The sequence below is a fragment of the Glycomyces arizonensis DSM 44726 genome (assembly GCF_000482705.1).
GTDB classification, from domain to species: domain Bacteria; phylum Actinomycetota; class Actinomycetes; order Mycobacteriales; family Micromonosporaceae; genus Glycomyces; species Glycomyces arizonensis.
This window is the reverse complement of record NZ_AXWO01000002.1, coordinates 265,849-281,947: the sequence shown is the minus strand read 5'-3', so window position 1 is coordinate 281,947 and position 16,099 is coordinate 265,849. Positions and strand designations below refer to the sequence as shown.

Annotated in this window: 19 protein-coding genes, 1 tRNA gene and 1 riboswitch; of the genes, 7 read left to right on the top strand and 13 right to left on the bottom strand. The window is 69.2% G+C overall.

Going from position 1 to position 16,099, the window contains the following annotated elements:
- Nucleotides 1–5 precede the first annotated feature (5 nt).
- Complete coding sequence (locus tag H613_RS0104055; protein ID WP_026922800.1) at nt 6–491, bottom strand: hypothetical protein; 486 nt, start codon at nt 489–491, stop codon at nt 6–8.
- Nucleotides 488–907: a hypothetical protein gene (locus H613_RS0104050; protein ID WP_026922799.1), complete on the bottom strand. Its 420-nt coding sequence runs from the start codon at nt 905–907 to the stop codon at nt 488–490. The genes H613_RS0104055 and H613_RS0104050 overlap by 4 nt, the downstream gene beginning before the upstream one ends.
- 108 nt (nt 908–1,015) lie before the next feature.
- Here H613_RS0104050 and H613_RS0104045 point away from each other — a divergent pair, with 108 nt between their 5' ends.
- A complete protein-coding gene (locus H613_RS0104045) occupies nt 1,016–2,740 on the top strand; it encodes a SulP family inorganic anion transporter (RefSeq protein ID WP_035735973.1) in 1,725 nt (574 codons plus the stop codon).
- On the opposite strand, the gene H613_RS24265 is transcribed toward H613_RS0104045, so the two are convergent.
- Nucleotides 2,687–4,225 (bottom strand): heparinase II/III domain-containing protein, encoded by a 1,539-nt coding sequence (locus H613_RS24265; protein WP_051392914.1) that lies wholly within the window; start codon nt 4,223–4,225, stop codon nt 2,687–2,689. The two genes, H613_RS0104045 and H613_RS24265, sit on opposite strands and share 54 nt — an antisense overlap.
- A gap of 103 nt (nt 4,226–4,328) precedes the next feature.
- Between H613_RS24265 and H613_RS24260 the strand changes: the two genes are divergently transcribed.
- The 3 genes from H613_RS24260 to H613_RS28890 all read left to right on the top strand — a co-directional run bounded on the left by H613_RS24260 (nt 4,329) and on the right by H613_RS28890 (nt 7,244).
- Entirely contained in the window at nt 4,329–4,991 is a 663-nt protein-coding gene (locus tag H613_RS24260) for a MerR family transcriptional regulator (RefSeq protein ID WP_035736151.1), read from the top strand.
- A 34-nt stretch (nt 4,992–5,025) separates the two neighbouring features.
- Nucleotides 5,026–5,835 carry a spermidine synthase gene (locus tag H613_RS0104030; RefSeq protein ID WP_026922797.1) on the top strand — a complete coding sequence of 270 codons (810 nt, stop codon included), beginning with the start codon at nt 5,026–5,028 and terminating at the stop codon, nt 5,833–5,835.
- 225 nt (nt 5,836–6,060) lie between these two features.
- A riboswitch (cyclic di-AMP (ydaO/yuaA leader) is annotated at nt 6,061–6,242 on the top strand.
- Between the two features lie 6 nt (nt 6,243–6,248).
- Nucleotides 6,249–7,244: a C40 family peptidase gene (locus H613_RS28890; RefSeq protein WP_051392913.1), complete on the top strand. Its 996-nt coding sequence runs from the start codon at nt 6,249–6,251 to the stop codon at nt 7,242–7,244.
- A 199-nt stretch (nt 7,245–7,443) separates the two neighbouring features.
- Here the strand turns inward: H613_RS28890 and H613_RS0104020 are convergent, their stop codons facing one another.
- Entirely contained in the window at nt 7,444–8,400 is a 957-nt protein-coding gene (locus H613_RS0104020; protein ID WP_026922796.1) for a sigma-70 family RNA polymerase sigma factor, read from the bottom strand.
- A gap of 627 nt (nt 8,401–9,027) precedes the next feature.
- Here H613_RS0104020 and orn point away from each other — a divergent pair.
- The 3 genes from orn to H613_RS0104005 all read left to right on the top strand — a co-directional run bounded on the left by orn (nt 9,028) and on the right by H613_RS0104005 (nt 10,496).
- Entirely contained in the window at nt 9,028–9,642 is a 615-nt protein-coding gene (orn, locus tag H613_RS0104015; protein ID WP_084546317.1) for an oligoribonuclease, read from the top strand.
- 98 nt (nt 9,643–9,740) lie between these two features.
- Nucleotides 9,741–9,816 (top strand) — tRNA-His (locus H613_RS0104010).
- Between the two features lie 260 nt (nt 9,817–10,076).
- Nucleotides 10,077–10,496 (top strand): VOC family protein, encoded by a 420-nt coding sequence (locus H613_RS0104005; RefSeq protein WP_026922794.1) that lies wholly within the window; start codon nt 10,077–10,079, stop codon nt 10,494–10,496.
- Between the two features lie 58 nt (nt 10,497–10,554).
- On the opposite strand, the gene H613_RS32760 is transcribed toward H613_RS0104005, so the two are convergent.
- The 9 genes from H613_RS32760 to rpmD form a co-directional block, all read right to left on the bottom strand.
- Entirely contained in the window at nt 10,555–10,650 is a 96-nt protein-coding gene (locus tag H613_RS32760; protein WP_084546350.1) for a ribbon-helix-helix protein, CopG family, read from the bottom strand.
- 105 nt (nt 10,651–10,755) lie between these two features.
- Nucleotides 10,756–11,229, bottom strand: a complete 474-nt coding sequence (locus tag H613_RS28885; protein WP_026922793.1) for a DUF1707 SHOCT-like domain-containing protein — start codon at nt 11,227–11,229, stop codon at nt 10,756–10,758.
- Between the two features lie 29 nt (nt 11,230–11,258).
- Nucleotides 11,259–11,732, bottom strand: a complete 474-nt coding sequence (locus tag H613_RS28880; RefSeq protein WP_026922792.1) for a DUF1707 SHOCT-like domain-containing protein — start codon at nt 11,730–11,732, stop codon at nt 11,259–11,261.
- A gap of 26 nt (nt 11,733–11,758) precedes the next feature.
- A complete protein-coding gene (locus tag H613_RS28875) occupies nt 11,759–12,250 on the bottom strand; it encodes a DUF1707 SHOCT-like domain-containing protein (RefSeq protein ID WP_026922791.1) in 492 nt (163 codons plus the stop codon).
- Nucleotides 12,251–12,273: 23 nt separating this feature from the next.
- On the bottom strand, nt 12,274–13,113 hold the full coding sequence (gene map, locus H613_RS0103985; RefSeq protein WP_026922790.1) for a type I methionyl aminopeptidase: 840 nt from the start codon (nt 13,111–13,113) through the stop codon (nt 12,274–12,276).
- Between the two features lie 5 nt (nt 13,114–13,118).
- Complete coding sequence (locus H613_RS0103980) at nt 13,119–13,760, bottom strand: adenylate kinase (RefSeq protein ID WP_026922789.1); 642 nt, start codon at nt 13,758–13,760, stop codon at nt 13,119–13,121.
- A 37-nt stretch (nt 13,761–13,797) separates the two neighbouring features.
- Nucleotides 13,798–15,135, bottom strand: a complete 1,338-nt coding sequence (gene secY / locus H613_RS0103975) for a preprotein translocase subunit SecY (protein ID WP_026922788.1) — start codon at nt 15,133–15,135, stop codon at nt 13,798–13,800.
- A gap of 291 nt (nt 15,136–15,426) precedes the next feature.
- A complete protein-coding gene (rplO, locus tag H613_RS0103970; protein WP_026922787.1) occupies nt 15,427–15,900 on the bottom strand; it encodes a 50S ribosomal protein L15 in 474 nt (157 codons plus the stop codon).
- A 2-nt stretch (nt 15,901–15,902) separates the two neighbouring features.
- Nucleotides 15,903–16,085, bottom strand: a complete 183-nt coding sequence (gene rpmD, locus H613_RS0103965) for a 50S ribosomal protein L30 (protein WP_026922786.1) — start codon at nt 16,083–16,085, stop codon at nt 15,903–15,905.
- Between the last annotated feature and the right edge of the window lie 14 nt (nt 16,086–16,099).

The following is a 16,099-nucleotide window of genomic DNA, read 5'->3' as shown; positions in this document are numbered from 1 at the left end:
CCCGGTCAGGCGCGAGCGGGGTTCGCCTTCTTCTCAAAGGCGATCTTCGTGGCCTTGAGCTCGCGGCCGTAGTGGTCGACGCCGAGGGCCATGACGATGAGGTAGCCGACGAACGCGCCGACGATGAGCGACACGAAGTAGAGCAGCACCTGCGAGAAGACCGCGTCGAGCGTGGGGTAGTCGTCACGGGCGATGACCGGGTTGACCAGCACCGAGAACAGCGTGGTGGCCACGAAGACCGGCAGCAGCTCGGGCACGATCTCCTGGCGGCGGCGGCGCACGCCCCACCAGATGCCGGCCGCCAGCGCCACGGCGACCATCGACAGGTACGTGGCCGTCGCGACGAGGTCGAAGGCGTCGGTCACCACTTCGGCCTCGTCGTAGATCCGCACCGCGATGATGCGGCCGACGAGGTTCGCGGCGATGAGCGCCAGCGCGAAGCCGTAGATCGAGGGCCAGTGCGGGATGAGGAGCCGTTTGAAGAGGTTCACGGCCGGGTCTCCTTCGCGGGTTCGTCAGGGGTGTACGCCTTTGCCCGTACCGGACGAAAATACCGCCACAGCGAGACCGCGATACCGGCGGTCCCCGCCAGCAGCAGCGCGTAGCCGTTCGTGCTGCTGACGATCACCAGCGATCCGCCGTCGGAGGGCATCGAGGCGGTCAGCACGACGGCGAACCAGGCGAACGCGGTCAGCAGCACCGCCGAGCGGGCCCGCACCCACCACACGGCCAGCGCGGCCAGCGCCCAGTTGAGGGCGAAGGCGAGCGCTCCGGCGAGCGGTACGGCGGTGGCGCCGATGTAGAAGGGCACCAGGAACGACTCGATGACGGCGGCGAGCACCGCCGCGGCGACGGCGACGATCGCGCCGCCGACGCGGATGGCCGTCTCGGCTCCTCGCTCTCGCACGGATGCGATCCTACGGCAGCGCCACTCGGGCGAGCGGCGGCGGCATTGGTCGCCGCGGGCGGCGCGGCAGAGCGGGGTTCGGCCGCTCCGGCTTGGGACAATACGCCCATGACTGCGGTGCGGGCAACAACGACGGCGAGGATACGACATATAAGACAGCTGCTGCCGGACCGGGCCGACTTCGCGCCCGCGCGGCGCCACTGGCACACCGACCTGCTCGCCGGGGCCACGGTCGCGGTCGTGGCGCTGCCGCTGGCGCTCGGCTTCGGCATGGCGTCGGGACTCGGCGCCGCCGCCGGGCTCGTCTCGTCCATCGTGGCCGGCGCGCTCGCGGCGATCCTCGGCGGCTCGAACCTCCAGATCACGGGCCCGACCGGGACGATGGCGGTGGTGCTGGTGCCGGTGGCGGCCGCCCACAGCCCGGGCGCCGTCCTCATCGTCGGCTTCCTCGCCGGGATCGGACTGGTCGCGCTCGCGGTCACGGGCGCGGGCCGGTACGTGCGGTACGTGCCGGTGCCGGTGGTCGAGGGCTTCACCGCCGGAGTCGCGGTGGTGATGATCCTCCAGCAGGTCCCGGCGGTGCTCGGCGTGCACGTCTCGGGCGGGCGGGTCGTCGGCGGCGCGTGGGAGGCCGTCCGCGGCTTCGCCGCCGACCCCGACTGGGCCGCGGTCGGCGTCTCGACGGGCGTGGCGGCGGTGATCCTGCTCGGGTTCCGGCTGCGGCCGGTCATCCCGCTGCCGCTCATCGCCGTCACGATCGCCACGTTCGCGACCTGGTACCTGAGCGCGGGCGTCGACGTCATCGGGGCCCTGCCGTCGACTCCGCCCGCACCCAGCCTCGATTTCCTGGACCTGGGCGAGGTGCCGGACCTCGCGGCCGCCGCGGTGGCGATCTGCGCGCTGTGCGCGCTCGAGTCGCTCCTGTCGGCCACGGTCGCCGACAACATGACCGTCGACCAGCACCACCACCCGGACCGGGAGCTCTTCGGGCAGGGCGTGGCGAACCTGGTGGCGCCGATGGTCGGGGCGATGCCCGCCTCGGGGGCGCTGGCGCGCACCGCCGTGAACGTGCGGGCCGGGGCGGCCGGACGCCTCGCCTCCCTGTCGCACGCGGCGATCCTGGCGCTCATCATGCTCACGCTCGCGCCGGTCGTCGCCCACGTGCCGCTGGCCGCGCTGGCCGGGGTGCTCATCGCGACCTCGGTGCGCATGATCGAGGTCAGCTCGCTCTTGGCGCTGGCCCGCTCGACGAGGGCCGACGCGGCGGTCATGGCCATCACCTTGGCCGCGGCGGTGCTGTTCAACCTGGTGTGGGCCGTCGCGGTGGGCATCGCCCTGGCGGGCATGCTCGCGCTCGGGCGCATCTCCAGGGCCACCAGCGTCGAACGCGAGCCGATCGACACCGGCGACCACCACGACGAGGAGGCGGCGCTGCTGCACGAGCACATCGTGGCCTACCGGCTGGAGGGGCCGCTGTTCTTCGCGGCGGCGCACCGGTTCCTGCTCCAGCTGCTGGAGGTGGCGGACGTGCGGGTGGTGGTGCTGCGGATGAGCCGGGTGTCGACGTTGGACGCGTCGGGGGCGCTGGTGCTGGCCGACGCGATCAAGCGGCTGGAGCACCGCGGCATCGCCGTCTACCTCTCGGGCCTGGAGCCGATCCACGCCAGGCCGCTGAAGGCCCTCGGCGTGCTGGAGCCGCTGTGGCAGCAGGGCCGGCTGTTCGAGCACACCGGCGAGGCCATCGAGGCCGCGCGGCAGCGGCTCAAGGCGGACGGGCTGCTAGAGCAGCTCGAAGCGGAGCGCGCCGCCCAAGGGGAAGCGGAGCGCCCATAGCCGGTCGGGCGCGCCGTCGTGAGCGGCGGCGTCGACGTGCTCGACCGTCGCGGCCGCGGCGTCGACGCCGTGGAGGACGACGGTGCCGCGCTCGCCGGTCCAGACGGCCCTGTCGCCGTCGATCTCGGGCCTGAGGCGGCTGACGAAGGACTCGGTGATCTCCGGCCCCGAGTCGTCCAGGGCGATGCCGCCGTCGGTCCAGGTGAAGGCGCGGCCGAGCGCGCCGTCGCCGTAGGCGTCGATGGCGACCGCGACGCCGTCGCCGGTGTCGGTCAGCTCGGCCCGCGAGTCCTCCCCCGGCTGCTGCTCGGCGCCTTCGAGGACGGGCACCGAGTGCCAGGCGGCCGACGGGTGGGTCTGCTCGTAGCGCTCGGGCCCGAAGTAGGCGGCGGTGTACTCCCCCGCGCCCGGGTCGCACAGCAGCTGCTCGCCGTCGACGGCGATGATGAACGAGCCGAGGTCGAGGTGGTTGTGCGGCTCCTCGTTGTAGCCGCCCTTGACGGCGAGGGCCCACATGCGGCCGTCGATCCGGCGGCGCTCGACGAACCAGCCGACATCGGGCAGGAGGGTGCGGCCGGGTGCGATCCGCCCGCCGAGCTCCCGTCCCCATTCGAGGGTGCGGGTGAGGTGGGCCCAGCGCGCGGTGTGGTCGTCGGCGAAGGACGGCGTGCGTTCGATCGCGGGCAGCGCCACGCCGAGCCGGTCGGCCAGGCGGGCCAGGAGCCCGGGCGGGAGCACCGGGTCGGGGCCGGAGTCGCCGAAGGTCGCGAAGGAGCCCGGCGCCAGCTGGACGGCGGCCGGGAACGACGCGATCGCCTCGTTGCCGGCCAGGAGGTCCTCGCCGGTGGCGTCGCGCCAGGCCTCGGCGAAGTAGGTGAAGTAGCCGAAGCCGTAGACCCAGTAGTCGACGCCTTCGACGCAGCCGCCGTCGGGCCCGAAGGAGAACAGGTAGCTCTGGAGGGCCGGGATGATGCGGGCGCGGATCCGGTCGTGGTCGACGCCGAGGGCGAGCGCGGCCGTCCCGGCGGCGCCGGCGCACACGGCCGTCCAGTTCGAGATGCGCTCCTCCCACCAGAACGGGGACTCGGAATCGAACAGCGGCGCGATGACGCGGCCCTCGATCTCGGCGCGGACGTTGTCGCCTTCGGTGATGTCGTGGCGCAGTGCGAGGATCTCGGCGAGGGTCTGGGCGGTCTCGCAGGCGAACAGGTCGACGCAGCGCAGCGGGTCGTCTTCGCCCCAGTGGGCGGGCAGCGCCCAGGAGCGCTCGTCGCAGACTGCGGTGAGGACCTCGTCGAGGGCGCGGGCGTCCCCGGCGATGGCGACCGCCGCGAGGTGGCGGCGGCGCGCGAAGTACTGGGTCTCGTAGGGCAGGCGGCGGCCGGTGGCGGCGAAGTCGTCGGCGAGGGCGGGGTCGAAGTCGGGCAGGGGCCCGGCGGCGAGCTCGCGCAGTTCGCCCATCAATGCGATCCGGGGGTCGGTCATGGACCTGCGCCTTTCCGCGTCGGGGCCAGTGGTGGGGCGGATGGGGCATCCTGCCGTGGCTCAACGGTAACGCGCGGGCCCATTCCGTCCTAGACTCCGTCTTATGCGAATCGGGGAACTGGCGGAGCGGACGGGCGTACCTGCCGCCACGATCAAGTTCTACCTGCGCGAGCGCCTGCTCCCGCCGGGCGAGCACGGCGAGGGCAACGTCGTGGAGTACGGGCCGCTGCACGTCCACCGGCTCATGCTCATCCGCGCGCTCTCAGAGACGGCGGGCCTGTCGGTGGCCCAGATCGGCGAGGTCCTCACCGTCCTGTCGCGACACTCCGAGTCGGCGTTCCAGGCGATGGGCGCCACGCTGGCCGCCACGCACCGGGAGCCGAAGTTCTCGCTGGCCAGCGAGGACGCCGTCGAGCGGGCGGAGCGGGCCGTCGACCGGCTGCTCGCCGCCTACGACTGGGCCGAGGTCACGCCGCCCATGTACCGCGACGCGCTCATCACGTCGCTGACGGCCTACTTCCGGCTCGGGAACTCCGATCTGGGCGAGGTGCTGACCCACTGGGCCGACGCGGCCACGCAGCTCGCGTCGGCGGACATGGAGTCGATCGTCGAGGCCGCCGGAGACGGCGGCGTCGACGTCGAGCAGACCGTGGTCACCACGCTCCTGGGAGAGACCGTGGTCGCGACGCTGCGGCGCATCGCGCACATCGCCGCCTCCGCGCGGTTCCAGGCCGAGCGGGGGCCGTCGGGCACAATAGGGCCGTGAAATCCGCACTCCCCCGAACCGGGACGGCCTAGCCGTGCCGGACGCGATCCGCTTCGACGCCGACCCCGACCGCCCGAGCCTGCTGCACCTGGTGGCCGACGAGGTCGTCCAGGCCACCATCGACCTCGACGACCCCTCGCACCTCGACGCCGAGTACATGCAGCGCATCTCCTACCTCGTCGACGCGGCCGCCGAGCCGAGACGGCCGCTGCGGGTGCTGCACTTGGGGGCCGGCGCTCTGGCGATGGCCCGCTACGTCGCCGCGACGCGACCCGGGTCGTACCAGCAGGCGGTGGAGACCAACACCGAGCTGGTGGCGCTCGTGCGCGCCGAGGCGCCGCTGCCGCGGCGCGTGAAGGTCAAGATCCGCCACGCCGACGCCCGGGAGGCGCTCGAGGCCGCGCCCGATGGGAGCTACGAGCTCATCGTCACCGACGTCTACGACCGGGCCCGCGTGCCCGCGCACGTCACGACCGTCGAGTTCCTCGGCCACGCGCGGCGGGTGCTGCGCGCGGGCGGGCACTACGCGGTGAACCTGTGCGACGGGGGCCGGATGCGGTTCCTCAAGCCCGCACTGGCGGCGATGGGCTCGGTGTGGGACCACGTCGCGGTCATGGCCGAGCCCGCGGTGCTGCGCGGGCGCCGCTTCGGCAACGTCGTGGCGGTGGCGGCCGACGTGGAGCTGCCGGTCGACCGGCTGCGCCGCCGCTGCGCGGGGGCGCCGTTCCCGTGCCGCGTCCTCGAAGGCTCCGAACTCGAGGAGTACATCGGGGGCGCCGTGCCCGCCACCGACGCGAAGGCGAGCGCCTCGCCGCCGCCTCCGGCGTCGCTGCGCAGTTTCTGACCGCACCGGCCTCGCACACGGAACCGCAGGATAGAGACCCTATCCGCCAGGGCGTCCTCGCTGTCCGTTACCGGTTTATGGAACATTTCACAGGGCGCTTGGCAGTGGTGGCGCGGTCGGCTAGCGTCGTGGCCGTTCCGGACGGGACGTCAGGGCCTCCCCCAGAGGCCCACCCGACCGGACCGCCGAACTGCGCGCACGTGAGCGTCGAGCCTGCTCCCTCCGGTTCCGTCCTCGCCACTGCGCAGACCGGGAACCCACCGCGTCCGGGGGCGCGCATGACGCCGCCCCCTTCCTTCCTCTCGACGCCGGGGTGAATCCCGCCCAGGGCCCTGTCCTGGACGGGTAGGGCGCCCTTCCCAGCCCGAACCCGACAGCTAACCCGGTAGGCGGCCGAGGAAGAAAGGCCACTCGTGCATCGAGCGTGCTCAGCAATTGAACAACCTTCACGCACAAGCGCTGTCATCCGCCGCACCGCCGTCTACGCGGGCGTCAGTGTCGTCACGGCCGGAGCCGCGGCCGTCTTCGCGGCCTCACCCGCGGAGGCGGCCGAGACGGACGACATCGACCTCGACGAGGCGACCTCGGCTGAGATCGAGGACCACGTCGAGGAGCTCGAGTCCGAGCGCGACGACACCGCCGACCGCCTCGCGGTGCTCGAGCGGCGGCTCGTCTCCGCGCAGGCGGTCGTCGACGCGGCAGAGACCGAGTACGGCTCCACCGACGCGCAGCTCGACCAGGTGACCTTGGTCGTCGACGCGGCCGAGGAGAACCTGGGGGCGAAGATGTCGTCGCTGGTCGGCTTCGCCAGAGAGCAGTCCGAGTCCTTCGACCGGGCGCAGGCGGCCTCCGCGGAGGCCGAGGCGCTCGGGACCGAGATCGACGCCGCCGAGGCGGACATCGCCGAGCTCGACGAGCGGATCGGCGAGGCCGAGGACGCGGCGCAGGAGGCCGCCGAGGAAGAGGAGGCCGCCGCGGCGGCTGCCGCGGAGGCGGAGGCCGAGGCGGAAACGGATTCGAGCGGCTCCAGTGGGTCCGGCGGCTCCGCGACCGCGAACTACAGCTCCGACGCGGCCACTGCGGCCGTCGAGTTCGCCTACGACCAGCTCGGCGAGTCGTACGTCTTCGGCGCGGCGGGCCCCGACACGTGGGACTGCTCGGGCCTGGTCCAGGGCGCCTACGCCGTCTCGGGGGTGTCGGTGACCCACTCGACGTCGGCGATCTGGAGCGAGACCGCCGAGATCGGCCGCGACGACCTGCGCCCCGGCGACCTGGTGTTCTACGCCGGAATCGGCCACGTGGCCATCTACATAGGCGAGGGCCAGGTCATCCACGCCCCGCACACCGGCGACGTCGTGAAGATCTCCGACATCGACATGATGTCCATAGACGGCTACCGCAGGGTTTGACCGAGCCATATATTCTATAACTTATATCATATAATCTACAAGCAGGTATATTTTATATCCTATAAGATATACTCTACACACTTCCCCCCTTATAGGATATATAATATAAGATTGTCGCGGCACGGCGGCACGCGAACGGCGGGCCGGGGCTTTCGCCCCGGCCCGCCGTTCGCGTTTGTCGTCCCTATCGCCTACGCAGTCAAGCCGCTTCCGCCATGACTTGGTCGTTGGCCAGCTCCTTCAGGCGAGCCAGCGCCTGGATCTCCAGCTGCCGGATGCGTTCGCGCGACAGGTGGAACCGGTGGGCGACCTCGGTCAGCGAGTGCTCGCGGCCGTCTTCGAGCCCGTATCGGGCCTTGACGATCCCCGCCGAGCGCTCGTCGAGGTGGTTGAGCATCATCTCGATGCGCTGACGCTCCATACCGGCGAGCACGACGTCCTCAGGGCTCGGCTCGTCGGAATCGGCGACCAGGTCGCCGAGGTTGGTGTCGCCGTCGTCGCCGATCGGCGTGTCGAGAGAGACCGTGTCCTGGCTCCATCGGATGAGCTCGTTGACCCGCTCGACGGTGACGCCGAGTGCCTTCGCAACTTGATCGGGCTCGGGGTCGCCGCCCAGCTCACGGGTGAGCTGACGGGTGACGTTGCGCATCCGGTTGACGTCCTCGACCAGGTGGACCGGCAGGCGGACCGTCCGCTCCTGCTGCGCGATCGCGCGGCTGATGGCTTGGCGGATCCACCAGGTCGCATAGGTCGAGAACTTGAATCCGCGCTGGTAGTCGAATTTCTCGACGGCGCGGACCAGGCCGGTGTTGCCCTCCTGGATCAGGTCCAGCATGGGCATCCCGGAGCGGACGTAGCGGCGGGCGATCGACACGACCAGGCGCAGGTTCGCTTTGATGAACTGCTCCTTGGCTCGTGCGCCGTCCTCCACCAGGCGCTTCAGATCCTTCTCGCTCGCCCCCGAAATGGTCTCGCCTTCGCCGAGCAGGTGCTTGGCGAACAGGCCGGCCTCGACGGCCTTGGCCAGGTCGACCTCTGCGGCCGCGTCAAGCAACGGCGTCTTCGAGATCTCGTGCAGGTACACACCTACCAGATCTCGCTCCTCAGCGACCTCTTCGGTGGTGAGGGTGGGTGTAGTCGTAGTCTCCACGCTCAAGGTCTCCTCCAGCTTCCTCGTCCCCCGACACCGCGTGAACGGTGTACCAGTTACAACGACCGCTTCGTTGCGTGGAATTCCGTGTCCAAGTGTTCGATACACCACGGTTACAAAACCGATGCTCGCCGGAGGCCCTTGGAGGGCCGCCGCACCGACCCGGTAACCTGGCCCTCCTCAGAAGGTCTCGTTCACGGCTCCTGTTCCCGATACGGGGGTACGGACCGTTCATGATGCCTGTGAGACGCGGATCACTTTGCCTCAGGTGAGGCCGTATGGCCCTTGGCCCTGGTCACGGTATTTCCCGGCCTGCTTCATCGCAAACCTTCAATCTATAGGGGTACACGCGCGTTACCTGGAAAACGTTGAGAGATAATCTCAATGCGGTCCCTATCACTGCGATGTCGACCGCACAGGCGACGACGCTCTGATGCCTGCACCATAGCGGACCGTAGCCGTGACGAGCAACACCTTTTCGGGCCACCAGGGGTCGGATGTCCGGCACAGAGCGTTCTCCATTCGTCGCTACGAGTGTTCGACTCGTGATCCGGACACGGACCCCATGCGGGCCGGTGGGCCCCGTCTCGACGAAGATCACTATCCGGGTCGGTTGCGCGTAGAGTTGTCCTGGTGACTGGAGAACGCCTAGTGTGGGTCGACTGCGAAATGACCGGCCTCGACCCGGAGACCGAAGCCCTCATCGAAATCGCCGCACTCGTCACCGAGCCGGACCTCACCCCTCTGGACGGCGGGCTCGACATCGTCATCGGCTGCGATCCGGCCCTGCTCGACGCCATGGGACCCGTGGTGACCGACATGCACGCCAAGTCCGGGCTCACCGAAGAGGTCAGGGCCTCGAAGACGACGCTGGAGCAGGCCGAGGACGCGGTGCTGGAGTACGTCAAGCAGTATGTGCCCGAGGCGCGCACGGCACCGCTGTGCGGGAACTCGATCGCGACCGACCGGACGTTCATCACCAAGTACATGCCGCGGCTGGACGACCACCTGCACTACCGGATGATCGACGTCTCCTCGATCAAGGAGCTGGCCCGGCGGTGGTACCCGCGCGTGTACTACAACCAGCCGCCGAAGGGCCTCGCGCACCGGGCGCTGGCGGACATCAAGGAGAGCATCGGGGAACTCGAGTACTACCGCCGGACGGTGTTCGTACCGCTGCCCGGCCCGTCATCGGACGAGGCGAAGCAGGCCGCGGCGGACATCGGCGATGTCGGCGACGCGGCATAGCGGCTGAGACGGCGAACACCGAACCCGGTTGACGGAATGGGCCCGGCTCTGGCTATGATTGTCGGCGGTTGAAGGAGATTGCCTTCAGAACCGACATGGTGGTCGTAGCTCAGCTGGTAGAGCGCTTGGTTGTGGTCCAGGAGGTCGCGGGTTCAAGCCCCGTCGATCACCCCAGTGAAGGAAGCCCCGCAGGAGACTGCGGGGTTTTCTGCGTCTCCAAGCGCCTGACCGTGGTCCAGGAGGTCGCCGCGCGAAGCGCCCTTGGCAGGGCAAGCCCCGTCGACCACCCCAGTCCTCAAGGCCCCAGGGGACTCCCGTGGGCCTTCTGCATTTCCAGGCGTCCGGCGTTGAGGTCCGTTGAGCCGGCCGACCTGTCTTGTCGGAGGCGGGCAATAGTGTTGGACGCGCGACAACGCACCACTTCAAGGAGAACCATGCTGCACGGTTTCACGACCACTACGCTCATCGCCGCCGACGTGCCCGCCGCCAAGGCGTGGTACACCGAGGTCCTCGGTACCGAGCCGTACTTCGATCGCGACGGCGTCTATGTCGAGTTCCGCTTCGGCGACTACCAGCACGAGCTGGGCATCCTCGACGCCAGGTTCGCACCGCAGCTCGGTCTCGACCCCTCCCCCGACAGCCCGCCTTCCGGCCCGATCGTCTACTGCCACGTCGACGACGTCGAAGCCGCCTTCGAGCGGCTGCTCGCCTTGGGCGCGAAGGAACTCCACGCGCCGCGCGACTTCGGCGAGGGCTTCGTCGGCGCCGCCGTCCGCGACCCGTTCGGGAACGCCCTCGGCGTCATGCGCAACCCGCACTACGCCGAGGTGCTGGCTGGGCTTCGGCCCGCATAGGACTCAACACCCGTTGAGAGCCGGCGGTCGCCCGATGCGGGATCGGGCGACCGCCGATTCATTCGGCGCCCTTGGCGCCCCTATGCCTTTCGGTGTAACGGGCGATGGCCTCGCGCACGAATGCCGAACGGCTCTTGCCCGTACGAGTCGCCAGCCTCTCGGAGCGCGGCGTCGAGCTCGTCCGGTAGGTACATGCCGATCTTCTTCATGAAAGGAGCTTCATGCTCCGCTTACGGTCCGGGCCGGTGCGATCCACGGGTCACCGGCGGTACCTTTGGCGCTGCCTGCGCTCGCGGCGGCGCTTCTCTTCGGCCGGGCGCATGATCGTGCGCTCCGCCACGGTCAGCGATCCAGCGACCACCAGCAGCGGCACGATGACCCACACCGGCCAGAAGTACACCGGCCCCACGGTCCCCAGCAGGATCAGCCACACGCCGAGGTTGATGCCGATCGGGATCGAGATGCCGAACCACAGCCACTTGACCCACGGCGGCGTGCCGAGCGAATCGGGCTCGTTGGCGTCGAGGATCTGCTGGTAGGTCGGCAGGTCGTCGAGCACCTCCTCGGCGTCGCCGAGGGTCTTGGCCTCCATGAGGACGCCGACGCGCTTCTCGTACTCCTCAAGGGTCAGATAGCCGCGGTCGACGGAGGACCTGAGCAGCTCGGACAGCGCGGTGCGTTCGGCGTCGCCGATCCGCAGGCTGCGATCGCCGTAACGCTCCAGAGCGGACATGTGGGCTCCTAATTCGGGATGGGTGTCGGTCAATCGCGGCTGATGCGGTCGGACAGCCAGGAGGCGATCGTGATGGCGAGGAGGATGCCGATCGGGAACGCGGGCCAGAAGTTGCCCCATTCCGGGTCGTCGGAGGTGAGGTTCGAGACGACGTAGACCGTCATGGTGATGGTGCCGACCCAGATCAGCCAGTGGGCGATGGCCGGTGCGCCGTGTCGCTGCCCGTCGGCTTCGCGCTCCTCCGCGCTCCGCTCACCGGTGTAGGCGGCGGGCTGGGCGGCCGCCTGGGTGCGCTCCAGCGTCCGGCCGAGATCCCGGGTCACCGGGAGGTCCTCGAAGATCAGGTCGAGCTCGGCGTTGGTCTTCGCCTCGTATACCGCCTGCGAGCGGCTGTCGAACTCGGACAGATCGAGGCGTCCTTCGTCGAGGGCCTGCTTGAGGAGGGCAACCGCTTCGTCCCGATCGGCGTTCGAGATCCGAAGCTTTCCTTGGTCTTCACTCACGGAATCAGTATGTCATTCGCACTCGATCAGTAGCGGCGGCGATCCCGGCGGCGATCTCGGCGGCGGTCCCGACGTCGGGGGCGCCCGTCGTCGCCGGTCAGTCTCCGGGCCATCGTGACCCCTCCGAGGGTCAGCAGCGGCCACAGCGGCCAGAATCCCTGCGTCTCGCCCGTTTCGATCATGACGTACAACCAGACCGGGATGGTCGTGCAGGCGACCCAGATCATGGCGCGCGACAGACCGGATATGCGGTGGTCGTCGTCCTCTTCGGCGGACGCGGTGCCATCGGCGGGGGCCGGCTCGGCCTGCTGGACGGCCTTGCCGTCGTCGCGGCCGACCGGGAGGTCCTCGAAGATCAGGTCGAGTTCGGCGTTGGTCTTCGCCTCATAGGCCGTCTTGGAGCGCTCGTCGAATTCGGCGAGGTCGATGCGCCCCTCGTCGAGTGCGCTCTGGAGCTGCTCGATCGCGTTGTCGCGGTCGTCGTTCGAGATCCGCAGCCTGCCCCGGTCGTCATTCATGACGTCATTATGGCATCGTGCCGTCAACCATTGCGAGCCGCGCTCGCGGCCAGCTCACCGAGCTGCTCCACGCCGCCGTCGGGCGCCGTCAGAACCCACACGCCGTCCTCGCACAGCGCGATCGTGTGCTCAGTGTGGGCCGCGGCCGAGCCGTCGTCGGTGACGATGGTCCAGCCGTCCTCGAGTTCGGCGGTGTCCGGCTCGCCGAGGGTGATCATCGGCTCGATGGCCAGGGCCATGCCCGCGCGGAGCTTCGGCCCCTCGTTCGGGGGCCCGTAGTTGAGGATGTGCGGATCCTGGTGCATCTCGGTGCCGATGCCGTGCCCGCCGAAGCCGGTGACGATTCCGTACTCCCCCGCGGCGTCGACGGCGCGCTCGATGGCGTTGGAGACGCCGCCGAGGCGCCGGACGGTGGCCGCGGCGCGGATCCCCGCCCACATCGACGCCTCGCAGGCCTCACGGAGAGCGGTGCGTTCGGGGGCCACCTGGCCGACCTCGATGGTGATGGCCGCGTCGCCGTGCCAGCCGTCGACGATGGCGCCGACGTCCACCGAGATCAGGTCGCCTTCGGCGAGGACGGCGTCCTCGCTGGGGATGGCGTGGACGACCTGCTCGTTGACCGAGGAGCAGATCGAGGCCGGGTAGGGGCCGAAGCCGATGTCGTAGCCCTTGAACGAGGGGACCGCGCCCGAGGAGCGGATGACGTCCTCGGCGATCCGGTCGAGTTCCGCCGTCGACACCCCGGCCTTCGCGGCCTCGCGCATGGCCTGGTGGACCGCGGCGACGACCAGACCCGCCTCGCGCATCTTGGCGATCTGCTCGGGGGTCTTGTACTGGATGCTCTGGCGGCGACGGCGGAACACGGCGGCTACTCGGCGGTGCGGTCGCGGATGGCGGCCATGGCCCGATCGGTGACCGAGCCGACCTCGCCGACGGCGTCGATGCGCACGAGCTTGCCCTGCGCCTCGTAGTGGCCGATGATCGGCTCGGTCTGCTCGGCGTAGACCTTGAGGCGGTTCTTGATCGTCTCGGGCTGGTCGTCCGAGCGCTGGTACAGGTCCGGCGATTCGGGATCTTCGGGCGGGTCGAATTCGAGGTGGTAGACCTTGCCGGTGGACTTGGAGACGCGGCGGCCCGAGAGGCGGCGGACGACCTCGTCGTCGGCGACGGTCAGCTCGAGGGCGAGGTCGAGTGCGTGCCCCTGCTCGGCGAGCAGGCGGTCGAGGACTTCGGCCTGCTCGGTGTTGCGGGGGTAGCCGTCGAGCAGGAAGCCGCCCTGGGCGTCGTCCTGGGCCAGGCGGTCGGCGACCATCCTGTTGGTGACCTCGTCGGGCACGAGGTCGCCGGCGTCCATGTAGCGCTTGGCCTCCAGGCCGAGCGGCGTGCCGCCGGAGACGTTGGCGCGGAAGATGTCGCCGGTGGAGATCTTCGGGACGCCGAGCTCGTCGGCGATGACCTCCGCCTGGGTTCCCTTACCGGCCCCGGGCGGGCCAACCAGTACCAGTCGCAAGTGTGCTCCTCAGTGTTTCGCAGAGGCACTGCCCGCGTCAGCGCAGGAAGCCCTCGTAATGGCGCTGCATCAGCTGGGACTCGATCTGCTTGACCGACTCCAGTCCGACTCCGACCATGATCAGCACGGAGGTGCCGCCCAGTGGGAACTGGGCGAACAGCTGTGTGTTGCCGAACGCGATGATGGCCAGGTTGGGAAGGATAGCGATCGTGGCGAGGTAGAGCGAGCCCGGGAAGGTCAGGCGTGACAGGACTCGCGCCAGGTAGGTGGCGGTGGGCTTGCCCGGGCGCACGCCGGGGATGAAGCCGCCGGCCTTCTTCATGTTCTCGGCGACGTCGTCGACCTTGAAGGTGATCGACACGTAGAAGTAGGTGAAGAAGATGATGAGCGTGGCGTAGACGAGGATGTAGACCCACGAGCCCTGGTTGATCAGGTACCGGTCGACGAACTGCGCCCACCACGAGTCGGTGTTCTGGTTGAGCTGGAGGAACAGCGTCGGGATGTACAGCAGCGACGAGCCGAAGATGACCGGGATGATGCCGGCCTGGTTGACCTTGAGCGGGATGTAGGTGGAGGTGCCGCCGTAGGAGCGGCGCCCGATCATCTTCTTGGCGTACTGGACGGGGATGCGCCGCTGGGACTGCTCGATGAAGATGACCGCGACCATGATCGCCAGGCCGACCGCGAGGATCGCGACGAACATGAACCAGCCTTCGGACTCCTTCAGGGCCCAGAACTGGCCGGGCATCTGCGCGGCGATCGAGGCGAAGATCAGCAGGCTCATGCCGTTGCCGACGCCGTGCTCGGTGATCTGCTCGCCGAACCACATGATCATGGCGGTGCCCGCGACCATGACGGCCACGACGGTGACGACCGAGAGCCAGTACGGCGCCCCGGCCTCGCCGGTGGACAGGTCGGGCAGGATCGGCTGGGGGCATTCGGTGTTGAACAGGATGCCCGAGCGGGCGAGCGCGATGTACCCGGAGGCCTGGAGCAGCGCCAGGCCGAGCGTCAGGTAGCGGGTGTACTGGGTGATCTTGACCTGGCCGGGCTGGCCTTCCTTGCGCAACTGCTCCAGGCGCGGGATCACGACCGTCAGCAGCTGCATGATGATCGAGGCGGTGATGTAGGGCATCACGCCGAGGGCGAAGACCGACAGCTGTAGGAGCGCTCCACCGGTGAACAGGTTCAACAGGCCGAACACGCCCGAGCTGTCGTCGGGGGCGGCGTTCAGGCAGCTCTGCACCGCGGCGTAGTCGACACCGGGACTCGGCATCTGCGCACCCAGACGATACAGCGCGATGATCATCAAGGTGAACAGGATCTTCTTGCGCAGATCGGGGGTCCGAAACGCGCTTATGAAGGCGGAGAGCAAAGCAGTTCCTCCTGAACAAGCCCCTTGGAGGGGCCTCCCGGCAGGACCGCTGGAGGCGGGACCTGACGTGGTTACCAGTGGGCGTGTTGAGTTCCAAGCGAGGGTCACACGCCGAGGTAGACGGTGATCCCCGCTACGGGAGCCTAGCAGGCGGGCACGGACGCTGAGTATTCGGCATTCACCATGACGAAGCGGGCCGGAGTTCCCTCCGGCCCGCTTCACCGATCGCGTGTTCGGTCCCGATCGTATTGACCGACGTCACTGGGGCCGTATGCTCGGTCCCAGCGCAGGCTACTCGCCGAGCGCCTCACCGGTCTTCTTGTCCACGACCGTGGTCGTGCCGCCGGCGGCGGTGACCTTGGTGGTGGCCGAGGCGGAGAACGCGTGGGCCTTGAGGTCGAATTTGACCCCTTCGACCTCGCCGGAGCCGAGGACCTTGATGAGCTCCTTCTTGTTGAGCACACCGGCCTCGATGAGCCGCTCCGGGCCGATCTCGCCGCCGTCGGGGAAGAGCTCGACGAGACGGTCGAGGTTCACCACCTGGTAGACGGTCCGGTTGTGCGGCTTGAAGCCCTTGAGCTTCGGCAGTCGCACCTGGAGCGGCATCTGGCCGCCCTCGAAGCCGGGCTTGACGTTCTTGCGGGCCTTGGTGCCCTTGGTGCCGCGCCCGGCGGTCTTGCCCTTGGAGCCTTCACCGCGACCGACGCGGGTCTTGGCCTTCTTGGCGCCGGGGGCGGGCTGCAGGTCATGAATGCGGATCGCCATGACTACTCGACCTCCTCGACTTCGACCAGGTGGCGGACACTGTGGACCATGCCGCGGAACTCCGGGCGGTCGTCCTTGACGACCGTCTGGCGGATCTTGCGCAGACCGAGCGTCTGCATGGTGGCCCGGTGCTTCGGCTTGGCGCCGATCACCGACTTCACCTGGGTGATCTTCAAACGTGCCATGAGTCTTCGATCCC

Excerpts from the sequence above, each read along its gene's own strand:
- H613_RS0104045 (WP_035735973.1), top strand. The coding sequence starts at position 1,016 with ATGACTGCGGTGCGGGCAACAACGACGGCGAGGATACGACATATAAGA.
- H613_RS24265 (WP_051392914.1), bottom strand. The coding sequence starts at position 4,225 with ATGACCGACCCCCGGATCGCATTGATGGGCGAACTGCGCGAGCTCGCC.
- H613_RS24260 (WP_035736151.1), top strand. The coding sequence starts at position 4,329 with ATGCGAATCGGGGAACTGGCGGAGCGGACGGGCGTACCTGCCGCCACG.
- H613_RS0104005 (WP_026922794.1), top strand. The coding sequence starts at position 10,077 with ATGCTGCACGGTTTCACGACCACTACGCTCATCGCCGCCGACGTGCCC.
- H613_RS28885 (WP_026922793.1), bottom strand. The coding sequence starts at position 11,229 with ATGTCCGCTCTGGAGCGTTACGGCGATCGCAGCCTGCGGATCGGCGAC.
- H613_RS28875 (WP_026922791.1), bottom strand. The coding sequence starts at position 12,250 with ATGAATGACGACCGGGGCAGGCTGCGGATCTCGAACGACGACCGCGAC.
- rplO (WP_026922787.1), bottom strand. The coding sequence starts at position 15,900 with ATGGCGATCCGCATTCATGACCTGCAGCCCGCCCCCGGCGCCAAGAAG.
- rpmD (WP_026922786.1), bottom strand. The coding sequence starts at position 16,085 with ATGGCACGTTTGAAGATCACCCAGGTGAAGTCGGTGATCGGCGCCAAG.